The following is a 21,840-nucleotide window of genomic DNA, read 5'->3' as shown; positions in this document are numbered from 1 at the left end:
ACAGGAGGGCGACAATGTCAATCGTATTGCAAGCAAAAGGAATAAGCAAAGTGTACGGCTCGCGTGGTCATCAATATACGGCACTTCATGATATGAATGTAGAAATTCAAGAAGGAGAATTTGTCGGGGTGATGGGGCCTTCTGGTGCAGGGAAAACTACGCTATTAAACCTGGTCGCTACCATCGATAAACCAAGCACAGGCAGTATTATGGTGGATGGAGAAGCCATTCATACGATGAATGAAACAGCCCTTGCTTCTTTCCGTCGAAATAAACTTGGCTTTATTTTTCAGGATTTCAATCTGCTTGATACACTCACCTTGAAAGAAAACATCATACTGCCTCTGGCACTGGCGGGTGTAGGGGCACAAGAGATTGAACAACGGGTGCAGGAGATTGCGCAAACACTCGGCCTTGATACACTTCTAGACAAGTACCCGTATGAAGTATCTGGCGGACAAAAACAGCGAACCGCAGCTGCACGCGCCATCATTAACCAACCCAAGTTGGTACTTGCTGACGAGCCAACGGGTGCACTGGATTCCAAGTCAGCGACCGGATTGCTGGAGTGTTTATCTGATTTGAACAAGCAGCAACAGGCCACTATTCTGATGGTGACACATGACCCGTTCGCGGCTAGCTATTGTGACCGCATCTTTTTCATTAAAGATGGGAAGCTGTTTATGGAGCTTGTCAAAGGTGAAACACGTAAAGCATTCTTCAACAAAATTATGGATGTACTCGCAGTTATCGGAGGCGGTAACCATGACACTCTTTAATCTGGCTACGAAAAACTTGAAGCGAAATTTCCAAAATTACTTTATTTATTTTGCTTCCATTATTTTTACTGTGACGATTTATTATACATTCGTATCGATTCGTTTTAACGAACAGCTCGCGAGCTTTGCAGAGGGCGATGATAAGGTTTTGCTGGCCTTTAATGCCGCTTCTATCGTGATTGCCTTGTTTTCGATGCTATTTATTTGGTACTCAACTTCCTTCTTTGTACGTAAACGCAAAAAAGAAATCGGCTTATACACTCTGCTTGGTGTGACCAGGAGAAAAATTGGCTTGATGCTATTTTATGAAAATATTGTGATGGGGATCTTGGCGCTTGCCATTGGGGTGCTGTTAGGCAGTATTTTTTCCAAGCTGCTCATGATGATGCTTGTGAAAATGATGGCCGTAGCTATTGTTATTACATTCACGGTAAGTCCAGAAGCGCTTATGTATACGGTTGGTGTATTTGGGATTTTGTTTATCATTACCTCACTGTACGCATCTTCAATTGTATACCGTTTTAAACTTATTGAGCTGTTTCATGCAGAAAAAGTTGGGGAAAAGCAACCCAAACCATCGCTGATCGGGGCACTGTTGGCCCTTGTGATTTTACTAGCTGGATATAGCATTGGAGTAAATACAGGAAAAGAAACGTTTGTGATGGACATGCTCATCACACTTGCCTCCTCCATTGTTGGTACGTTCCTATTCTTCCGGTTTGCGCTAGCCTGGGTACTTAATCGTTTGCAAAACAACCGTTCGTTGTATTACCGAAAATCCAATCTGACCGACATTTCACAGCTCTCATACCGTATTCGTTCGCATAGTCGCACATTGGCTACCATTACGATTTTAAGCGCCGTAACCTTAACTTCAGTCGGTATGACATATAGCATGAATTACAGGATGCAGGAGGTCACTCGCTTAACAACTCCTTTCTCCTATGCTTACATTAGTTACGACGAGGCACTGGATAAAAAAGTAGAACAGACGATTGCAAGCTATCCTGAACATGCGATTCGTCATCAAGTGGATGCTATGCTTGTGAAAGTTGACACGTCATTTCCAAGAAAACGAAAAGCAGATGCATTCTATATAATGGCGGAAAGCTCCTGGAACCGAATTCAGGACATGATGAACACGAAGGAACGTGTCGTGCTACAAAACGAGAGCGAGGCGGTCCTGTCTTATTATGGCCCTGTTGAATATGACAAAGAAATCGGTAAAACATTTACGATTCGCTCCAACGGACTCGAACAAAATGTTCGTATTCTTAAACATACAAATCAACCGGTACTCAATGCGTATATGGTACCACAAGTCTTTATTGTAAAAGACAGCGTATACAACAAAATGTATGATACAAACCACTCACTTCGGTTGAAAGGATACACCATTGAAAACGCAGAGATGAGCAAAAAGCTTACAAAAGAGCTTATCAGAATCTTGCCGAAAGAAGCGGCTCTTCAGACTTATTATGAAACGTTTGCTCAAGTTCTCGCACCTATGTCCATTCTGCTGTTTATCGGCATTCTGATTGGATTTGTGTTTCTTATGTCGACAGGAAGCATCATTTACTTCAAACAACTGACGGAAGCGAATGAAGCGAAAAAACAATATGAGATTTTACGTAAGATCGGGATGACAAACAAAGAGGTAAAACGCTCCATCGCACGCCAAATGCGAGTCATCTTCACAGCACCGCTGCTGCTTGGGGTGTGTCACAGTATCGTTGCACTCCTGATTTTAGCGATCCAATTGAAGGCAGATTTTACGGTACCGATGGCGGGAACGCTTGGCATGTATACGCTTGTGTACGTATTCTACTATTTCTTAACCGTTCATTCCTATTACAAAATCGTCATAGAGAAAGGATAAGAGGGGATTTCAGATGAGAAAAATCACATTTGTGTTACTTTTAGCTACTTTTTGTCTTGTATTTGCTGGATGCGGGACTTCTAGGGAGAAACAACCGGAGGCCGCCCTTTTCAAAACGTTTCCTGAATTTAAAACCGTTGATACAAACGACAAACCGATTAGCAACGATATTTTTAAACAGCACGATCTAACATTGGTGAACGTTTGGGGCACATATTGTTTACCTTGTAAAGACGAACTGCCTGCGCTTGAGAACTTGTCGAAAGAAATGAAAGCGAAAAATGTCAATATCATCGGAATTATATCTGATGGAAAAGAACAGGAAGTCACCGCGTACCGCATGATGAAAGAGATGAAACTGACATTTACGAACGTCATTCCGACCGATGAGTTGATGAAACAGCTGCGCAAAAGATTAATCGGTGTCCCATCCTCTATGTTCGTGAACAAAAAAGGGGAGATTGTAGGGGAACTGGTTACAGGTGCCCGCACGGAAGAACAATATCGGATGATGCTGAATGATTTGCTGCAAAAAGAGGGTGTGAAACAATGAATGAAGTGAATATCGGGATCGCTTTTCTAGCGGGAGTGATCTCCTTCCTCTCCCCCTGCGTATTCCCGCTTGTCCCTGCGTATCTTGCACAATTGACCGGCGGACACGTGGATGGGCAAAAAATTGCGGCAGATCGAAGTGTGATCTTGACTCGCAGCCTTGGTTTTATTCTTGGATTCACCAGTGTATTCCTGTTGCTTGGTGCTTCCAGCTCTTTTATTGGGCAGTGGTTTCTTGCTTATCGCGAATGGTTGGAGAAAATCGGCGGGGTGGTCATTATCGTATTCGGCCTACAGATGGCCGGGTTGTTCTCGCTTCGTATACTGCTGATGGAAAAGCGGTTGAAAATGCCGGAATTTAGTCATAAGGGAATGAATTTTGCCCGTTCCATGCTGTTTGGTTTCGTCTTCGGTGCAGGCTGGTCGCCTTGCATTGGCCTGGTTCTGTCGTCTATTTTGATTCTAGCAAGCCAGAGCGGCACCATGCTGACGGGGATGATGCTTCTGTTTGTGTATTCGCTCGGACTTGGCATTCCGTTTCTGATCGTGTCACTCGTGTGGTCGCAGTCTCTGAATAAAATTCGTAAAATCAACAAGTACTTACCTACCATCCAGAAGGTCAATGGCTGGTTGATGGTTGCATTAGGAATCATGCTATATACGGGAAGCTTTGAAATTGTTTCTACTTATTTCTCGTCTCTGCTTCCAGCTTCATTTTAAAAGACTACTTTGCCGTTCCGAGGGGAGCGGTTTTTTGTTTAGATGTGTCGGTACACTGTAATGGAATTACCGAAAAATAGAGACGTGCCTAGAGCTTGTCTTATCCAGATACATATACATATAGTACAAGTTGATAAGAAGGACAGAAGGGAGGGAAGGACAAGGGTCCGGAGTTCTACTATTGAATTACATCATGAATCACGAGAAGGAAGGAGAAAAAATGTGTTCCAACCTATGGTTTGGATGACCATCTTGTCTTTTTTGGTTACGCTTGTTTTTATTTTTTGGAGGCCTAAGGGAATGAACGAAGGAATTCCGGCCACAGTGGGTGCGATCCTTGTCTTACTCAGTGGGAGTGTTTCGTTATCTGATCTAGTCCAGATAACCGAAACGATAAGCGGTGCAGCCATCACGATTATCGCAACGATTGTGATGGCCATTGTCTTAGAAAGCTTCGGATTCTTTCACTGGATGGCCGAGAAGCTTGCTGCCAGAGCAAGGGGGTCAGGCATTCGCTTATTCTGGTATGTCAATCTTTTAAGTTTTCTCATGACTCTCTTTTTCAATAACGATGGCAGTATTTTAATCACAACACCTATTTTAGTGATGTTACTCAATAATATGGGCTTGAAAAATCATCAAAAAATCCCCTATTTATTATCGGGGGGATTAATCGCCACCGCTGCCAGCGCTCCGATTGGGGTAAGCAATATTGTGAATCTAATTGCATTAAAAATCGTGCATATGGACTTGTATATGCATACGGCGATGATGTTTGTTCCCGCCACGCTTGGTTTGTTGTTCCTCGTTGGGCTCCTGTTTCTTCGTTTTTACAAAGTCATTCCACAGACCGTCCCTACTACAGTATCTGGACTTACAACACCTGCTTATCATCCTCTCAAAACGAAGTTATCTCCTTCATCGGATAAGGCACGTTCCCGTTTTATGAGAAACATTCTGCTTTTTGTATTGTCTGTTCGTGTTAGTCTCTTTATTGCTTCGTATTTGACGATCCCTGTCTCGATTGTAGCTGTCATTGGCTCTCTTGTACTGTTAGGATGGCGTTGGGTTCACTTAAAAATATCCCCGATGGATATGTTGAAAAAAACGCCATGGTATATTCTTGTCTTCGCCTTTAGTATGTATGTCATTATTTATGGCCTGCACAACATTGGATTAACAGCATGGCTGATTGATTTCATACATCCGATCGTTTCTTCCGGGAATTTGTTGCACGCAAGCGTTATGATGGGAACTCTCCTCTCTGTTCTATCCAATATATTTAATAATCATCCCGCGCTTATGGTTGGAACTCTTACACTCATGAACATGCACCTTGACCCGCTCACCTTAAAAATCTCGTATCTGGCTAACGTCATTGGAAGTGACATGGGATCGTTACTTCTTCCGATGGGAACACTGGCTACGCTGATGTGGATGCATATCGTAAGGCGCGGAAAAGTAAAAATTACCTGGTGGCAGTATATAAAAATCACACTGACCGTCATTCCCCCTGCCACGCTATTTACGTTAGTTGTTTTATACTATTGGGTCTCCTGGCTGTTTTAATATCCCATTCCATACGAGAAGAAGGGAGAAATAATATGAATGATTTTAATCATTTCATAGGAAAACATGTAGATATCGAGGTATCGGGAAAAAATTACTACAAAGGTACTCTCATAGATGCCGGATTGGATATCATTGTTGTATATGATCACAGCACGCTATCTTTTCTCTACATTCCAATAGAAAAACCAATTGAAAGTGACTCCGCTTCGATCTCGTTTCGTAAAGCGCTAGCAAACGCTAAAGGTCAATTTGTTTAAATTTACGTGACAGGGAATAAATCCATTCATGGATATTTGACAAGTATCATGAACGACTACTTTGTCTTCTATTCTCCTGTGTATAAGACTATGTTTATTTCGATGAATCATGTGAAGTGGCTAATTCCCTATCCACAAGATGCAGCACCTTATTCATTGAGTAACCAACATCTTCCTGTTAATCCGGTTTCGATGCCGTTAGCTAGAACGTTTGAAAGCCAATGTGAAAGATTAGAAAATCACATCATTGTCATAGATGGGGGAGACAACGATGAAAAATAGGCTTACTGCAGAAGGTTGATCATAACAGGCTTACTATTGTTACAGCAGATAGGGAAACGGTATATTGGAATTTACAGCATATTAAAACCATACACGTACTGTAAATTGTGTATCTAGATAGGAGGAATAAAGAACTATTTATTACGACTTATATTGCAAAAATTGTACAAGAGGTGTAACATTTCCCATGGTAAATATATAACATATATAGCATATATAACATATGTAACGTTGGCAAACCTTCTGAAAAGATGGGACGCAAAGCTATGGGCCTACGGTTTTTATAACTACGGTTGCCAGGTTGCGCTAAAAACAATCCCTGTTTGCATTGTGAATCAGTTTTTGGGGATTGTTTTTTTGTTTTTTTGGAGCTAATGTCTAAAAGCTATAGACTAGAAAATTTTAGACGGTTGGTGCTGCTAGAGATAAGGCAACATATTTAGTTGGAGGGGTACGTAGTGAGAAGAATTAGAAACTCAGCAAGTTGGAAAATTATTATTGCATCTCTTGGTATACTATTAGTTTTTGGGATTTTAAGTAGTACTGCTACATATTTTATGATTAAAAATAGTAACTTAAGCAGCATGAGCAAACAATTACATGACACGGCGGCGATTCTAGCCGAAGAAGTAAATCTAGATCAAGTACGATCCGTTGTTGCACAGCCAAACGATAAAAATCCAGATGTACTGCAAGCAACCAAAAAGATGGATGAAATCATGGGCCATTCTACGATTATTGACAATCTATATCTAGCTTCCTATAAAAACGGGCAGTTCTTTAATGTTTCCATGAGTTCAAGTCTTCGAAAATTAGGCGTTCCGTATAATCAAAATCTTAACGAAGTAGGTCTCTCACCAGACTTACTTGCTTTAATGAAAGCTGCGTTTGAGCAGAAGAAAATTCAGGCTACCGATATATATGGAGACCAGTATGGTCAATTTAAAACGGGAATTGCGCCTGTTTTGGACGAACAAAACAATGTCATTGCCGTTTATGTAGTGGATTATAATGTCGCGCAAGTCACCCAGAAAGCTTGGAAAGAGGCTAGTACGATTTTATACATGATGCTACCTTTTACAATCATTTGCGGATTGCTCATTTACTTTATCATCAGACGTATGATGGCACCGATTCATTCTCTTTCAGAGAAAGCACATATGATAGCTGCAGGAAATTTGAATATCGAAATCACGGAAGTACAAGGCAATGATGAGATTGGCGAGTTAGGCAAAAGCTTTTCTGCCATGCTCACAAATCTGCGTGGGATTATTCACAATGTAACGGATGTATCTTCTCGTATTTCTCATTTGTCAGCAAGGCTATCATCAGAAATTAAGAATACCGTTCAAGAGAATCAGCAAGTCTCTGCTGCGATTCAGGAGATCGCAAGCAGTACGGAGATACAGGTAGGGAGTGTCATGGCCAGTTCTCAAGCTACTCAAGAGCTTTCAGAGGGAATTCAGCATGTAGCGATAACCTCAGGTAGCATCTCTGAAGTTTCGAACACAATGGCTTTGGAAGCGGAAGAAGGAAATAGCACCACGAAGAAAGTGGTTGAGCAGATGAGAAGTATCAGTCTCTCTGTAGACAAATCCGTTTCTGATGTAAGGTCGCTAGGAGAACACTCTCAGGAAATTAGCAAAATCGTGGAGATGATTACCGGGATTTCTTCCCAAACAAACTTGCTGGCCCTTAATGCAGCAATTGAAGCTGCGCGTGCGGGTGAGCATGGGAAAGGATTTGCGGTTGTAGCAGATGAAGTTCGAAAACTGGCTGAACAGTCCACACAATCAGCACAACAAATTGCAAATCTCGTACAGGAAATTCAGGGAAGAACCTCTCATTCCATTTCGTCTATGGATCATGTGGTGAAAGAAGTAAATGTAGGAATGGAAGTGGTCCAAAAGGCAGGACAAGCTTTTGAATACATTTTAGAAGCGGTTCAGGGTATTAATACGCAAATCCAGGAAGTATCTGCTACCTCTGAGGAAATGGCTGCTAGTTCGCAACAAGTGACAGCATCCATGGAGTCAATGACAGGAATTTCTCAGGAATTCGCTGGAAACACTTCTTCTGTTTCTTCATCGTCAGTACGACAATTAGCATCGATGCAAGAGATTGCAAGGGAAACGGAATCGCTGGATACGGTAGTGGATGAGCTGAAAGAAACGATTGAACGTTTCACTTTATAATTACACGAATAACAGCCAAAGATATAAAACAATAAAAGGATGATAGTGTAATGGAAGAGTACAGACAAGAAAAAGCAGCAGAAGGATACTGGTTTGATAGGCTAGCTGAGCCACTGCCTGTTATTCAAATACCATCGGATTTCTCACGGTATTCGTTACACGATGCTGCAAAGGAATCAGTAAAGGCTTCTATCACTGGACCTTGGATACAGAAGGCACGAACTCTATGTCAAAATAGTAATCGTGAAATAGACGTGATCATGTTGTCTGCGTATCTGGTTTGGATATATCGTCTTTCATATGAGGAAGACATTTTGGTAGGTGTTCCTTCTTTTTGTGAGGGGGAAGAGGAAGAAATGAGAATTCTTCCTCTTCGGATTTCTGTTGCGGGAATGGAGACGTTTGAGCAGCTGCTAACGGAAGTGAAAATTCGATTATCAGAAGCGATCGACCACCGTTTTTTCCTCGGTGCTTTTGAAGCGAGTCATTATCCCGCTATCTTTACGATGGGGGATGCATGCAGAGAACAGTCGGTACCGATTATATGGAACATTCATTCACTTTCGAATGGTTATGGGGTAGAGGTGACCTTTAATAGCAAGGCATTTAAGCGGGAGACCATCTATCGTTTTATTGAACAATACCAAAATATTCTTGAAACACTAGCAGCTCAACCGTCTGCTCATTTTCGAAAAATTGACATCTTGAGTCAAGAAGAATGTAATCTATATGAGATGCTGAATGATACAAAAAGAGAGTTTCCGGCTGATAAAACCCTTCCTGCTCTGTTTGTGGAAGCAGCCGAAAAATTCCCTGCCCGTATCGCCCTTTCCTCGGAGAAAGGACAGCTTACTTATGAAGAATTACATCACAAATCTGATCAGGTCGCTCAGATGTTGTGTGATCATGGGTTGAAAAAAGGTGATTTTGTTGCTTTATTTATGGAACGAAGTCTCGAAACAGTAGTAGGTCTACTCGGAATTATGAAAGCGGGAGGGGTATATGTACCCATTGATCCGGAATATCCGCTAGCGCGTATCGAATACATGATTGAGGATAGCCGTGCCGCTTTTATCATAACGAAAACACAATATACAAACATTCTGCAGGAGAGTAGTTGCTTTGATGGACATACCGCTCAGGTACTTTATGTAGATGATGCAGCGTTGCTCCCGTATAATCCTATACATTTTTCTATCTATCCAGAGGCAGTAGATCCTGCCTACATGATTTATACGTCCGGCTCTACGGGTCATCCTAAAGGAACGGTTATTCTTCATAGGGGTGCAGTAAATTTGCTCGTATACTTGCGGGGACCGTATGAATGTATGCCAGACGATGTTTTTCTTCAATTTGCTTCGTATAGTTTTGATGCTTCAATTGCCGAAACGTTTTCCGCTTTGCTCTGGGGTGCACGCTTACATTTGCTGTCTAATGTGGAGCGGATGGCGATCGAAGAATTTGCTAATGCTGCCGAGAGAGTTAAGGCAACAGGAGCGCTGGCACTTCCGACTGCGTTCTTTAAACAAATTGCAGCCTATCTGGAAGATAAAAGTATCCGTAAACTGCAAACAATCAAAAGAATTATCGTAGCCGGTGAAGCGCTAACCGGCGAAACCGTACGTCTATGGCAACGACGCTTTGGACTGGGTAGTAAGGTTTTTAATGCATACGGGCCGACGGAGTGTACGGTAGGGACGACGATTTATCTCATCGAAGAAGAAGTTCCATCCGATCAGGTTTATATTCCAATCGGAAAGCCCTATGATAATTATGAAACGTATATCGTAGATCCAAATGGACAGCTGTGTCCGATTCATGTACCGGGAGAGCTGTATATTGGAGGAGTGGGCTTAGCCAAAGAATACTTGAATAAGCCGGATAAAACAGCGGAGGCTTTTGTGCCTCACTTGTTCTCTGATAGCTCAGGGAAATATTTGTACAAATCAGGGGATATTGTACGATTGCTAGCTGACGGCAATATCGAGTATGTAGGACGCAAGGATAATCAGGTGAAAATTCGCGGTCACCGGATTGAAATAGATGAGATTGAAGACGTATTTGCAAAACAGGCGGATGTTGAACATGTAGCTGTTGTTGCAAAAACAGAAGAAGATGGAAATAAACGACTAGTAACCTACTACAGTACAGGAAGTATGCAACCACTAGACGAAAAGAAAATACGGAACTTTCTTGCTCAATCGTTACCAGGTTACATGGTTCCCGAACAGTTCATTTATTTAGAGAATATGCCGATTGCTCCAACGGGTAAAATTGATCGGAAACTATTAGTTACCAGAAAAGATAAAATTACGCTGATACAAAAAAATAGGGAAAAACCGAAGAGTGAGACAGAAAAGTGTATCGCCAAAGCATGGGAGAAAGTTCTTGGTGTAGAGGAGATCGGGGTTGCGGATGACTTTTTTGATATTGGCGGACATTCGCTAAAAATCATCAGCATTCTTGTTTTGTTAAAACCGAAGTTTCCTTCCCTAAAAATACAAGATTTTTTCCGTTGCCGCACGATTGCTGCGTTAGCAGAATACGTGGAGCGAGCAGGAGAGTCAGAACCGGTGCATGCATTGTCTAACGAAGAACGCCAGATCAAAGAGTTAACGGAACCCCCTGTCATAAAAGGAGCAAAGAAGCGGGAGTGGAATACAGCCCGGAATGTGCTTGTAACGGGAGGAACCGGTTATCTTGGTGCACATATCGTACATGAGCTTTTGCAGGAAACAAAAGCAAACGTTTATTGCCTTGTTCGTGTTTCTGATGGAGGTTCGCCTGAACAGCGTCTTTTGAATACGGTGCACTTTTATTTTCCTGATAGCAATCTAGAAGCTTTCAAAAGCAGAATTGTGATTGTCGAAGGGGATTTAAGTGAACCGGATCTCGGTATATCTCCTGATGTACGTGACCATTTGTCTGAAAAAATTGATGCGATCATTCATTGTGCAGCGGATGTTCGTCATTTTGGAGATTCATCCCAGTTTGAAAAAGTAAATGTAAGAGGGACATCGTCCTTGCTAGACATAATCCGCAATAAGCAGGATGCTCATTTTCATCACATCTCAACTGTAAGTGTGCCGGAAGACTTAGCAGCGAGTGGACAATGGAATGACTTTGTGAAAAATGGTGATTTCACATACGATGTAGTACTAGAAAATGAATACTCCAATAGCAAACTTCGCGCAGAGAATATCGTACGTACAGCTATGAAAGGCATTCCGGCTACGATTTACCGTGTAGGCAATCTGGTTGGTCGTACACAGTCTGGAAAGTTCCAGCGTAATATTGAAAGCAATGCATTTTATCGGATGATAAAAGCAATGCTGCTATTGGGGATTGCTCCTGCTGCTGATTGGTACGTCGACATTACACCAGTAGATTATGCGAGCCGAGCGATTGTAAATCTAGCTAGTCAACCAGAAATAGAAGGAAGAACATTCCATATATGCAATAGTGAGCAGATCCACTATACAGACTTCATTACACAATTACAGTCGCTAGGATATGAGATTACACTACTAGAACCTACAAGATATCGGGAGGCTTTGTTCCAAGTTGATGATCCAGGGGAAAAAGCCGAAGCGCTAGAGTTAGCAATAGCCCAGCTTGAAGGGGATGGTGCACATGATTCTGAATATCGGTATGTATGCAACGAAGCGCAAGAGATTCTAATGAGAGCAGGAATTGATTGTCCGAAGCCAGATCATGATTTGGTACAGGCACTAGTAACCTATGCCATTAAAATAGGGTATTTCCCACCTGCTAGAGAGCATGTAACAGCAAGATGATAATAGCTGTACGAAATACGGGTTACATCTCTGATCGTAAACAGGCGTGCTTTCTTTCCGTGTTGTCGGCTGAAGAACAGCAGCGTATTCTAAACTATAAAAGAATAGAAGATAGGCAACGAGCACTGCTTGGGATCTTAACCGTATATTACATGTTCCAGCATTACTATCCATACATAGAGGTTGCGAAGTGGTATAGAAGAGATAAAAGAGGGCGCCCTTATGTGGCGTTATCTTCAGGCTGGCAAGGGGACTTTAATCTTAGTCATGCAGGAAAATGGATTATATGTGCCATGACCGAAAAAGGAAGAATCGGAGTCGATATAGAGGAAATACAACCACTTGATTGTAAGGTTGCCTTTGAGTGTCTGACTTCAGAAGAATATGCCTCGCTATTGCAGCAAAAAGAAGCGAATAGATGGACATTCTTTTATGAAAAATGGACACGAAAAGAAGCGATTGGCAAAGCAATAGGAACAGGGCTGTTAACCCCTGCATGCTTTCTTAGTATAGAAGCAAAGAATAGCTGGAGTATTCGTCATTACTGTATTGATGAAGCACATATTGCTTGTTTATGCGTAAGTGAGGGTGATTTGCCAGAGCGTGTTACGTACATGACGGATGTGGAGATGGAACGATACTGGATAAGAGAGTAGCATAATAAAAAGAACCGGAAAGCCCTGTATTATCAAGGGCTTTCCGGTTCTTTTTTGGTTTGCATTTACAAAACCCTGTTTAAAAATGCTTTCGTTCTTTCGAATTGTGGATTAGTAAAGAGTTGTTCAGGTGTGCCGGATTCTAGAATCTCACCGTTGTCCATAAACATAACTTTGTTCGCCACTTCCCGGGCAAACCCCATCTCATGTGTGACGACAATCATGGTCATATGTTCTTCCGCCAGCTGCTTCATAACTTGCAATACCTCACCTGTCAGTTCCGGATCAAGTGCGGAAGTCGGTTCATCAAAAAGAATGATATCCGGCCTCATCATTAGGGCACGAGCAATGGCAACGCGCTGCTTTTGTCCACCCGAGAGATTGGCAGGGTATGCATCTGCTTTTGCAGACAAGCCGACTTTTTCTAAAAGCTCGCTGCTTCGTCTGCTTATCTCCGCTGCCGCTTCCTTCTTTACATACTTAGGAGCCAGCTCTAAGTTTTCTTTTACGGTTAAGTGAGGGAAGAGGTTAAAATGTTGAAACACCATTCCCATTTTCGATGTGACTTTCTTTATATCCTTGCTGTTCGCATATGTTCCGTCTTTAACGAGATAATCTCCTTGTACACAAACGCTGCCGCCATCGACATGCTCCAGATCGACCAGGCTGCGAAGCATTGTACTTTTTCCTGAGCCTGAGGGACCGATAACCGCCACAACTTCGCTTTTCTGGACCGCAAATGTAATCTTCTTCAGTACATCTACTTGTCCAAACGATTTTTTTAGATTTGAAACTTGAATCATATCCATTGGGTGCCAATCCTTTTATTCAAATTTGAACTTTTTTTCAAGCAGTTTAAACAGCAGCGTCAATACGAGAGTCATCAGTAAGTACATGATACCTGCGATAAAAAATGGAACAATCGTAAAGTCGCGATTTACAGCCGTTTGCGCAAAATGCAGCAACTCAGGAACGGCAACGGCATATAACAATGCCGTATCCTTAATGAGTGTAATCGACTCATTTGAGACCGCGGGAAGTGCGACACGGAACATTTGCGGTAAAATGACTTTTGTTGTTGTTTGCCATCTGCTTAATCCTAGCACTTGTGAAGCTTCATATTGTCCTTTGTCAATCGCTAACAGACCACCACGGAAGATTTCCGCAAAGTAGGCAGCATAGTTTAAGATAAAGCCGACACAAGCTGCGACAAACCGATCCATGATAAGGTAGTCGCCAATAACCGGAATGAGAGGCAGACCAAAGCAAATAAATAGTAGCTGTAATAATAATGGGGTTCCACGCATGACATAAATATAGCCATGAGCAAACCAGGCAAGCGGTTTAAGCTTACTATTTGCCATCATCGTTAAAATAAATCCGAGTGGAATGGACACAACAATGGCGATTAGAAATAACAAAATCGTCATTTGTGCGCCTTCTAGCATTGAAAGGGTGGTCGTTAGTATATCATTCATGCTCATCGTATCGATACTCCTAATTGAGAAACCCGGATCGTTGGAGAAATCCGGGTTTCTTTCTCATATGTTCATATGTTATTTCAATACTTTATCTTCGCCAAACCATTTTTTAGAGATTTCGGCTGCTGAGCCGTCTTTGTTCATGTCATCGAGAGCTTTTTGCAGCTCATTCAACAATTTTTCATTGCCTTTCTTAACGCCGATTCCGTACTCTTCTGGAGCTAATGATTCATTGAGTAACTTAAATGTGTCTTTTTCTTTCGACATATAATAGCGGGCGACTACTTCGTCCATAGCAATCGCATCGACGCGACCGATTTTTAAATCACTTAATGCTGACACATTATCTTTGTACTCGGTTACATTACCGACTTTTGCTTTGATTGGATTTGCATTTAAAGCATCCGCTGCTGAAGACATCGATTGCAGCCCGATTTTTTTACCTGCAAGATCGTCTAATTTCGTAATCGGTGATTTTTGCAGAGTAACGATAACTTGCGAGTTTTTCAGATATGGTTTTGTAAATAATACTTTTTGCTTTCTTTCATCTGTAATGGTATATCCATTCCAGATCAAATTAATGCGACCGCTAGCCAGTTCGGATTCTTTTGCTGACCAATCGATTGGCTGGAATACAACGTTGTACCCCATCTTTTTACCGGCTGCACGTGCGTAATCAATGTCGAACCCAACAAGTTCGTTTTTATCATCCCGAAATCCCATTGGGGCAAATTGGTCATCAACGCCGATGACTAATTCTTTTTTATTATTGCTGGTGCTAGAGCATCCGGCAATGAGAGATAGAATCATCCCGAATACAAAAAGTATGGCTATAAATCTTTTCATATGAATCCCCCTAGAATTAATACTTCTTTTAAGTTTACCCTTTATTACGGTAAAATGCTAACTTTATAATAGGATAAAATCTTTTTATACGTTTCATTTTCGTGATTTTCGGGTCGAATTGCTCTAAATATCTTTCATTTTCTTGTGCTCTATCAAATAGTACAAGCATGTATAAGTACGATATAGGAGATGTGATAGCTTGTGAATAAAACAGATCGCATGTTGGCTATTGTATTAGAACTACAGCGTAGCGGCACAAGGCGTGCGGAAGACTTGGCTGCCATATTCGAGACAAGCATACGGACGATCTACCGAGACGTACAGGCTCTTAGTGAGGCTGGGGTACCCATCGTAGGAGCTCCTGGTCAAGGATATTCACTGGTTGATGGCTATTTTTTACCTCCTGTAAGCTTCACAGCAGAGGAAGCCGTAACGTTACTGCTCGGTATCGACTTTGTTGAGCAGCAGTTTGATGTGAACTATCGTGTTAAGGCACGCGCGTCTAGGGGGAAGATCGAGTCGATTCTACCTGATTCTGTACAGAGAGAGACGGTACGGATGCGTGCTAGCTTGAAGTTGCTCGCGGGAACAACTGCTGATAGTGAGCAAGCCGAGGAAGCACTTGGATTACTACGCCGAGCTGTACTAGAGGAGAGGAAAGTACACTTCCACTATATGAAAAAAATACCGGAGCCTACTGGTAATCGCCAAAGTTCTCGTACGGTTGAGCCATACGGCCTTGTGTATGTAGGTGGAACATGGACACTTATTGCGTTTTGCAATCTGCGACAGGAGTTGCGCCATTTTCGCTTACGTCGCATGTGTGAGCTGACATTGCTGGACGAGACATTTAAAAGACCACCTGATTTTAACTTACAAACGTATGAGCCTCCTGATGATCGTAACATTCTGGTACATATTTTGATGAATCGAGATCTTTTGGATAAGGTTAAAGAGTACAATTATTTTTACACGGAAGCATTAGAGGATACTCCGGAAGGTCTACTTGTTGTGCTTAGAGTTCGTCAGTTCGAGGAAGTGCTGCCATGGGTACTGAGTTGGGGAGCGGATGCGAAGGTGTTGGGGCCAGCATCGTTGCGGAAGCGAGTTCAGGAAGAAATAGCAAAAATGATAAAACACTACTGACATACTGTTGTCAGTAGTGTTTTTGTATAGTGGGGCTATAGAACATGAGAGGAGAAGGATTATGAATACAAAAGAATCTTTGCGTCAATTTGAAGAAATCTCTACTACATATCTTCAGGAGCTGGATCACTTCGGCTTGGAGCAACTCACTCGTAAACCAGCTGAGAGTGAATGGTCGCTTGGACAGATGTACATGCACCTGATCAACTCGGCTCTCTACATGCAGCTTCGGAACGTGGAAGCATGTAGAAACCAGATCGGTCAACACGTCAGTACAGTAGAAGAGAAAACTGAAAACGGAGAGGCCATATTTGCCCAAGGCAGCTTTCCACCGATAAGAATTCAAGTTCCATCTTCTAAAGAGTACACACCTTTGCAGCCAGAGAGTAAAGAACAGATTGGTACTGGCTTGAAGCGGGTACTGGATCAAATGCGTGAACTAGAACCTACGCTTGATGCAATTCCCTTGGCTTATACAGCCCGGCACCCTCGGTTAGGTGCATTACATGCGAAGGAATGGTACATGCTTGTGGAAATGCATTACCGTCATCACCTTCGCCAAAAAGAGCGGATCGAGACATGGCTTATGGAAGGGAGACAGGAGAAATGAATCCACCAAAAATCGTGAAAAAAGATGAAATAAAAATAATTGGGATCGAAGCTCGTACAACGAATGAATATGAAAGTACCGGGGAAGGGAAAATACCGCGATTATGGGAGCGATATTTTGTAGAACAAATTCCTAATAAAATTCCGGCTCAAATCAATCCGGATGTAACGTTTGGTTTGTATACCGATTATGAGAATGGGGCTTTAGGTCTGTATTCAATCGTTATCGGAATAGAAAGTAACGATCTTGAAAAGTTACCAGATGGCATGGTTGTGAAAGTGATTCCAGCAGCTACGTACATGGTTTTTACGACTGAGAAAGGGCCGATTTCAGAGGTGGTTCCTCAAGCGTGGGCATACATTTGGAAGTGGTTTGAAAGTTCAAACGTAAAACGTGCCTTTAGTGGAGATTTTGAATGGTACGATGCAAGAAGCTGTAACCCTAATTGGGCAGAGGTCGATATTTATATTGCTGTTATGTAAGTGAAACTAGATCAAAACATAGAGAAGAGAGACGAGAGCGATCTGGGTTCGTTACACTTTATATTTTTTGTAAAGTAATAGTAAAGGTGATATTCCTCACGAACTGCACATGGTATCCTGATTCCGTAGTACTAGTTCTTTTGTAGTTGTATAAAAGTCGGGGGAGAGGGATAATTCGTGAGAATATCATCAGTACTAAAAATTAAGGGAGCGCTCTTTCTAATCCTTTCATTGCTAACAGTAGGAAGCGTTTATTATCTGGATGCTAGTGTAGAAACAATGGAGCTTGCTACAAAGCGACAAGCTGAGTTCAAGCAGTTAGGAATCGACTTGGCAACTGCATCGGATTATTTGACAAATGAAGCACGTTACTATGTGCAATTTGGGGATAAAAAGCATTTGGACAACTACTGGAAGGAAGTAAATGAAACGAAAACGCGAGATCGTGTTATAACGCGCCTGAAAGAGCTGAACGCTCCACAAGAAGAGCTTGACTTATTAGCAAAAGCAAAACAGAACTCCGATGTCCTTATAGACACAGAAGACAGGGCCATGAAAGCAGTAGAAGCAAAAAATTTCGAAGCGGCCCGACATCTCATGTTCGATGAAACGTACGATGCTAACAAAAAGCTAATTACGGATCCAATTAATGAGTTTCAGAAAAAAATGAACAGCCGGGCTGAGCAAGAAGCTCAAAGCGCGAAAGAAAGAGTGGGCTGGTTCTTACTCGTAACAAATGTCATGATTGGATTAATGGTCATCGTCATTATGAGTATGCTTGTACTATTGTATAGAAAGATAAAACCACTATCGGATGTAGCAACGAAAATGCAGGAGTTGGCGAACAGTGAGGCAGACTTAACGGTGCGCCTTTCGTATACAGGCAAGGATGAGGTAGGGCAGATTGTCCGTTCGTTTAATACAATGTTATCAGGCTTACAAGGTCTGATTCGGCAAGTTGTAGTAACGACAGAGCAGGCTGCGTCTGCTTGTGGGACACTGGCTACTCAGGCGCAGAAGACGGAGCAGGCATCCCAACATATTTCGGGTACGGTACAGGAAGTGGCAGCCGGATCGGATTCACAGTTACAAGGAGCGGAAGAAACCGCACGAGCCATGGAAGAAATCGCGGCCGGTGTTCAGCGAATTGCCGAATCTTCGTCACTTGTATCCGAAGCGGCTATTCATACAACGAAAGGAGCAAGAGACGGTAATCATACGATTCAAAAGGTTGTAACACAAATTGGTTCGATTCATAATTCAGTAAGCCACTCTGCCTCTGTCGTCCAGAAGCTGGGTGAGCGCTCAGCACAAATTGGTCAGATTGTAGAGGTCATTACGGATATCGCAAACCAGACAAACTTGCTCGCATTGAATGCAGCAATTGAAGCAGCACGAGCGGGCGAGCACGGAAAAGGATTTGCGGTTGTGGCGGATGAAGTACGAAAGCTGGCTGAGCAGTCGAAGGTGTCAGCTGAGCAAATCTCCAATCTGATTCAAGAAATTAAAACAAATACCATACAGGCAGTAGAAACGATGCAAAAGGGAACAGAAGATGTAGAGGAAGGCATGATAATCGTTCAACAATCGGGGGAAGCATTCGAACATATTCTACATTCGATTGAGCAAGTAGCTGGGCAAATACAGGAAGTGTCCGCAGCATCCGAAGAGATTTCCGCCAGCACGGAAGAAGTATCCGCAGCAGTGGAGGACGGAGCACGAGTTTCTAAGGAAGCAGCAGACCATTCCAGGCAGGTGGCGGCTCTGTCAATGGAACAGATGGAAATGATTCAAGACGTGTCTAGTTCGTTACAGCAGCTTGAAGAGATAGCCCAAAATCTGCATGGTATGGTATATAAATTCAAAATATAAAAGAAATTTGTATAGGCCGCCGATGCTACAAAAGCTAAGGCGGCCATTTTTTATTTAACTTTCTTCGCTTCCTCTGGCTTCATAAGCCTGGATACAGAACGTCTGCTGGCTGTTTATCCTTGGTTCGCCTTGCTTAGGAGATACATAGTGATACTCACCATCCGCCCCCTGTTCGCGCGCTTTGAAGTTATCCTTCAGCATAACCGACAAGATTTCTTTAATGCGGATTTTCAAATGGGTTGCATAGATCGGAACCATAATTTCTACTCGGTTCTCCATATTACGTGTCATCCAGTCTGCCGAAGAGATGAAGACCTTCTCTTTATTGTTATGATTGAAGTAAAAAATTCTTTCATGTTCAAGGAATCGTCCGACGATGCTGCGTACTGTAATGGTTTCGCTAACATTTTTAATTCCAGGACGAAGACAGCAAATCCCTCGTACGATAAGCTCGATTTTCACGCCGGCTCTTGAGGCTTCGTATAGCTTCATCATAAGTTTTTTGTCTGTAATGGAGTTCATTTTGGCAATGATATGTCCAGTACCGTTTTTGTGCTGGTATTCGATTTCTTCATCAATAAGTTGCATCAGTTCGTCCCGGATATCGAATGGAGACGTACGTAGATGGTAAAACATCGGCTTGTCACAGTAGCCGCTTAAATAATTAAAGAAGTCGATAGCGTCCTTGCCGAACTCCGGATGCGAAGTGAAAAAGCCCATATCCGTATAGACTTTGGCTGTAACGTCATTATAATTTCCCGTACCAAGGTGAACGAAGCACTGAATGTGTCCTTCTTTACGTCGGACGACGAGCGTAATTTTGCTATGGGTCTTCAGTTGATTCATTCCATAGATGACATGACAGCCAACTTCCTCTAGTTCTTTAGCCCAGTGGACGTTGTTTCCTTCGTCAAAACGTGCTTTCAGTTCAAGCAGAACCGTTACCTGCTTGCCATTTTCAGCCGCACGCTTTAATGCATTAATGATTGGTGAATTGCCGCTGACACGGTAGAGTGTTTGTTTAATCGCCATCACGCCCGGATCATCTGCCGCTTGGCACAAAAAATCAATCACAGGTTGAAAAGATTCATACGGATGGTGAAGCAGCACGTCTTGTTTTTCTACAATCTCAAAGACATTGTGGCTTTCGAGAAAATCCCGAGTCGGCTGCGGCGTAAATCTTTCATAGATAAGGTGTTCTTTCGTGTCCGCAAGCCGATTGTAAAAAGCGAATAGAAATGTTAAGTCCAGCGGTCCGTTAACGGCATACACATCTTTTTTATCAATACCTAATGCATTGAGCAAATAGGGAAGGAGGGTGTGGTCTACCTCGTTTTCACGGATTTCCAGTCGGACCGCTACACCAAGTTCTCGTTTTTTTAATTCTTTTTCGATTTCGCGGAGAAAATCTTGAGTATCGTCCTCATCGATGGTTAAATCGGCGTTGCGGGTAATCCGGAACTCGGAGACCGAAAGTATATCGTAGCCAGTAAATAATTTATACATAAAATGGCAAAGTACATCTTCGAGCAGGATGAAGATGTGCTTGTCTTGAGCGGCTGGCAGTTTGATAAACCGACTGAATAGTGCGGGTACTTGTACAATCGCAAGCAGTCGTTCCTGCTTACGATCGTTTTTCCGGCTCAGAAAAATGGCGAGATTAATTCGCTTGTTCAACAATTTGGGGAGCGGATGGTACGTATCCACAGCCATCGGCGTCAGAATCGGAAGTAACGTATGCTCAAATAACTGCTCAAGGTACGCGTATTGCGTCTCGTTTATCTCTTGTATGCGGGCAATCTCGATATCTTCATGATGCAATGCGTGCAGAATTTTATGATAGACGGCGTATTGAGCGGTCACCAGGTCGGTTGTTTTTTGTGTAATTTCATCAACCTGTTGCTTAGGTGTGAGGCCTGATTTGTCCTCTGGTTTAGTAAATCCGACTTTAATCTGGTCCTTTAATCCGGCGACCCGTACCATAAAGAACTCATCCAGATTGGAACTAAAAATCGCCAGAAACTTGAGTTTCTCCAGAAGCGGATTGCTGTCGTCCTGTGCTTCCTCCAGCACTCGTTTGTTAAATGCCAGCCAGCTAAGTTCCCGGTTGTTGTAGTATGCAGGCAGGCTAATATCCGGTGTTTCTTGGTTCGTCTTTTTCATTATCTTGTACCTCGTCGTTTGATGTATGGAAAAAGACCGGACAGGCTATCCGGTCTTTTCGTGTTGCAACCTTTAATGTAGTTTTGTCGGAATCTCTGTGGCGTGCTTCTTCAAGTATTCGTCGTTCATTACGTTTAACGGTCCTGGACCCTTGAGGAAATCTTCCGGTTCGATTTCTGTGTTGTATGTAAATGTTGTGTGTGTATCGAGTTTTGAGAGGTTCGTGTCTTCCGTTTTTTCGCTCTCCTGCATCGTTTCGGAAAGTTCGTTGCGTATCGAGGAAGTACTTTCTTTAAGTTGTTCCGTTAGGGCCATGAGTGCTGACAAGCCTTTGACGGCAGCCTTGCGAACTGCTTTTCTTGCTTCGGGTGATGCATATAAGATAACGGCAGCGGCGGTAAGGACGATGCCTAAGGGAGACTTGGGAAGTAGTTTTTTTAACATAGTGCTTCTCCTCCTTAATGAACTATAGAAATTATTGTGGCATGATTTGCTCATCTTTATACGTCGTAAAAACCGATTTTAACAAATTTTTACGTATAGAATGACTT

17 protein-coding genes, 1 pseudogene and 1 riboswitch are annotated in these 21,840 nt (G+C 42.5%); of the genes and pseudogenes, 13 read left to right on the top strand and 5 right to left on the bottom strand.

The features are described from left to right. Nucleotides 1-14: 14 nt before the first annotated feature. The 9 genes and pseudogenes from CB4_RS14445 (at nucleotide 15) to CB4_RS14405 (ending at nucleotide 12,689) form a co-directional block, all read left to right on the top strand. Nucleotides 15-779, top strand: coding sequence for an ABC transporter ATP-binding protein (locus tag CB4_RS14445; RefSeq protein WP_096466471.1), 765 nt, complete (start codon nucleotides 15-17; stop codon nucleotides 777-779). Then, nucleotides 766-2,658 (top strand): ABC transporter permease, encoded by a 1,893-nt coding sequence (locus CB4_RS14440; protein ID WP_157737990.1) that lies wholly within the window; start codon nucleotides 766-768, stop codon nucleotides 2,656-2,658. The genes CB4_RS14445 and CB4_RS14440 overlap by 14 nt, the downstream gene beginning before the upstream one ends. Nucleotides 2,659-2,671: 13 nt before the next feature. Next, on the top strand, nucleotides 2,672-3,211 hold the full coding sequence (locus tag CB4_RS14435) for a TlpA disulfide reductase family protein (protein ID WP_096466469.1): 540 nt from the start codon (nucleotides 2,672-2,674) through the stop codon (nucleotides 3,209-3,211). Further along, on the top strand, nucleotides 3,208-3,930 hold the full coding sequence (locus tag CB4_RS14430; protein WP_096466468.1) for a cytochrome c biogenesis CcdA family protein: 723 nt from the start codon (nucleotides 3,208-3,210) through the stop codon (nucleotides 3,928-3,930). The genes CB4_RS14435 and CB4_RS14430 overlap by 4 nt, the downstream gene beginning before the upstream one ends. 234 nt (nucleotides 3,931-4,164) lie before the next feature. Continuing rightward, nucleotides 4,165-5,499: an arsenic transporter gene (locus CB4_RS14425; RefSeq protein WP_096467760.1), complete on the top strand. Its 1,335-nt coding sequence runs from the start codon at nucleotides 4,165-4,167 to the stop codon at nucleotides 5,497-5,499. A gap of 35 nt (nucleotides 5,500-5,534) precedes the next feature. Then, a pseudogene (locus tag CB4_RS14420) lies at nucleotides 5,535-6,145 on the top strand (DUF2642 domain-containing protein). Nucleotides 6,146-6,264: 119 nt separating this feature from the next. Next, nucleotides 6,265-6,350: riboswitch (cyclic di-GMP riboswitch) on the top strand. A 149-nt stretch (nucleotides 6,351-6,499) separates the two neighbouring features. After that, nucleotides 6,500-8,236, top strand: a complete 1,737-nt coding sequence (locus CB4_RS14415) for a methyl-accepting chemotaxis protein (RefSeq protein ID WP_096466467.1) — start codon at nucleotides 6,500-6,502, stop codon at nucleotides 8,234-8,236. A 50-nt stretch (nucleotides 8,237-8,286) separates the two neighbouring features. Beyond that, nucleotides 8,287-12,033, top strand: a complete 3,747-nt coding sequence (locus CB4_RS14410) for a non-ribosomal peptide synthetase family protein (protein ID WP_096466466.1) — start codon at nucleotides 8,287-8,289, stop codon at nucleotides 12,031-12,033. After that, nucleotides 12,030-12,689, top strand: a complete 660-nt coding sequence (locus CB4_RS14405; RefSeq protein WP_096466465.1) for a 4'-phosphopantetheinyl transferase family protein — start codon at nucleotides 12,030-12,032, stop codon at nucleotides 12,687-12,689. The genes CB4_RS14410 and CB4_RS14405 overlap by 4 nt, the downstream gene beginning before the upstream one ends. 65 nt (nucleotides 12,690-12,754) lie before the next feature. Here CB4_RS14405 and CB4_RS14400 read toward each other — a convergent pair whose 3' ends face one another. From CB4_RS14400 to CB4_RS14390, 3 genes are all read right to left on the bottom strand, one after another. Next, nucleotides 12,755-13,498 (bottom strand): amino acid ABC transporter ATP-binding protein, encoded by a 744-nt coding sequence (locus CB4_RS14400; RefSeq protein ID WP_096466464.1) that lies wholly within the window; start codon nucleotides 13,496-13,498, stop codon nucleotides 12,755-12,757. Nucleotides 13,499-13,513: 15 nt separating this feature from the next. Beyond that, complete coding sequence (locus tag CB4_RS14395; protein WP_096466463.1) at nucleotides 13,514-14,173, bottom strand: amino acid ABC transporter permease; 660 nt, start codon at nucleotides 14,171-14,173, stop codon at nucleotides 13,514-13,516. 72 nt (nucleotides 14,174-14,245) lie between these two features. Next, nucleotides 14,246-15,016, bottom strand: a complete 771-nt coding sequence (locus CB4_RS14390; RefSeq protein ID WP_096466462.1) for an amino acid ABC transporter substrate-binding protein — start codon at nucleotides 15,014-15,016, stop codon at nucleotides 14,246-14,248. Nucleotides 15,017-15,217: 201 nt separating this feature from the next. On the opposite strand from CB4_RS14390, the gene CB4_RS14385 reads away from it, so the two are divergent. The 4 genes from CB4_RS14385 to CB4_RS14370 all read left to right on the top strand — a co-directional run bounded on the left by CB4_RS14385 (nucleotide 15,218) and on the right by CB4_RS14370 (nucleotide 19,126). Then, on the top strand, nucleotides 15,218-16,162 hold the full coding sequence (locus CB4_RS14385; RefSeq protein WP_096466461.1) for a helix-turn-helix transcriptional regulator: 945 nt from the start codon (nucleotides 15,218-15,220) through the stop codon (nucleotides 16,160-16,162). A gap of 61 nt (nucleotides 16,163-16,223) precedes the next feature. Beyond that, nucleotides 16,224-16,772 carry a DinB family protein gene (locus tag CB4_RS14380; protein WP_096466460.1) on the top strand — a complete coding sequence of 183 codons (549 nt, stop codon included), beginning with the start codon at nucleotides 16,224-16,226 and terminating at the stop codon, nucleotides 16,770-16,772. Beyond that, on the top strand, nucleotides 16,769-17,254 hold the full coding sequence (locus CB4_RS14375; RefSeq protein WP_096466459.1) for a GyrI-like domain-containing protein: 486 nt from the start codon (nucleotides 16,769-16,771) through the stop codon (nucleotides 17,252-17,254). The genes CB4_RS14380 and CB4_RS14375 overlap by 4 nt, the downstream gene beginning before the upstream one ends. A gap of 177 nt (nucleotides 17,255-17,431) precedes the next feature. Continuing rightward, complete coding sequence (locus CB4_RS14370; protein WP_146226585.1) at nucleotides 17,432-19,126, top strand: methyl-accepting chemotaxis protein; 1,695 nt, start codon at nucleotides 17,432-17,434, stop codon at nucleotides 19,124-19,126. A gap of 54 nt (nucleotides 19,127-19,180) precedes the next feature. On the opposite strand, the gene CB4_RS14365 is transcribed toward CB4_RS14370, so the two are convergent. Together CB4_RS14365 and CB4_RS14360 are read right to left on the bottom strand one after the other, a co-directional pair. Then, nucleotides 19,181-21,289, bottom strand: coding sequence for an RNA degradosome polyphosphate kinase (locus CB4_RS14365; RefSeq protein WP_096466457.1), 2,109 nt, complete (start codon nucleotides 21,287-21,289; stop codon nucleotides 19,181-19,183). Between the two features lie 72 nt (nucleotides 21,290-21,361). Continuing rightward, nucleotides 21,362-21,733, bottom strand: coding sequence for a hypothetical protein (locus CB4_RS14360; protein WP_096466456.1), 372 nt, complete (start codon nucleotides 21,731-21,733; stop codon nucleotides 21,362-21,364). Nucleotides 21,734-21,840: the final 107 nt, after the last annotated feature.

Source organism: Aneurinibacillus soli (assembly GCF_002355375.1).
Lineage (GTDB): Bacteria > Bacillota > Bacilli > Aneurinibacillales > Aneurinibacillaceae > Aneurinibacillus > Aneurinibacillus soli.
This window is presented reverse-complemented; position numbering and strand designations above follow the sequence as displayed.

What these genes read in the sequence shown, in the direction of transcription:
- CB4_RS14445 (WP_096466471.1), top strand. Translation starts at nt 15, where the DNA reads ATGTCAATCGTATTGCAAGCAAAAGGAATAAGCAAAGTGTACGGCTCG.
- CB4_RS14440 (WP_157737990.1), top strand. Translation starts at nt 766, where the DNA reads ATGACACTCTTTAATCTGGCTACGAAAAACTTGAAGCGAAATTTCCAA.
- CB4_RS14435 (WP_096466469.1), top strand. Translation starts at nt 2,672, where the DNA reads ATGAGAAAAATCACATTTGTGTTACTTTTAGCTACTTTTTGTCTTGTA.
- CB4_RS14430 (WP_096466468.1), top strand. Translation starts at nt 3,208, where the DNA reads ATGAATGAAGTGAATATCGGGATCGCTTTTCTAGCGGGAGTGATCTCC.
- CB4_RS14425 (WP_096467760.1), top strand. Translation starts at nt 4,165, where the DNA reads ATGGTTTGGATGACCATCTTGTCTTTTTTGGTTACGCTTGTTTTTATT.
- CB4_RS14410 (WP_096466466.1), top strand. Translation starts at nt 8,287, where the DNA reads ATGGAAGAGTACAGACAAGAAAAAGCAGCAGAAGGATACTGGTTTGAT.
- CB4_RS14405 (WP_096466465.1), top strand. Translation starts at nt 12,030, where the DNA reads ATGATAATAGCTGTACGAAATACGGGTTACATCTCTGATCGTAAACAG.
- CB4_RS14400 (WP_096466464.1), bottom strand. Translation starts at nt 13,498, where the DNA reads ATGGATATGATTCAAGTTTCAAATCTAAAAAAATCGTTTGGACAAGTA.
- CB4_RS14395 (WP_096466463.1), bottom strand. Translation starts at nt 14,173, where the DNA reads ATGAGCATGAATGATATACTAACGACCACCCTTTCAATGCTAGAAGGC.
- CB4_RS14390 (WP_096466462.1), bottom strand. Translation starts at nt 15,016, where the DNA reads ATGAAAAGATTTATAGCCATACTTTTTGTATTCGGGATGATTCTATCT.
- CB4_RS14380 (WP_096466460.1), top strand. Translation starts at nt 16,224, where the DNA reads ATGAATACAAAAGAATCTTTGCGTCAATTTGAAGAAATCTCTACTACA.
- CB4_RS14375 (WP_096466459.1), top strand. Translation starts at nt 16,769, where the DNA reads ATGAATCCACCAAAAATCGTGAAAAAAGATGAAATAAAAATAATTGGG.
- CB4_RS14365 (WP_096466457.1), bottom strand. Translation starts at nt 21,289, where the DNA reads ATGAAAAAGACGAACCAAGAAACACCGGATATTAGCCTGCCTGCATAC.
- CB4_RS14360 (WP_096466456.1), bottom strand. Translation starts at nt 21,733, where the DNA reads ATGTTAAAAAAACTACTTCCCAAGTCTCCCTTAGGCATCGTCCTTACC.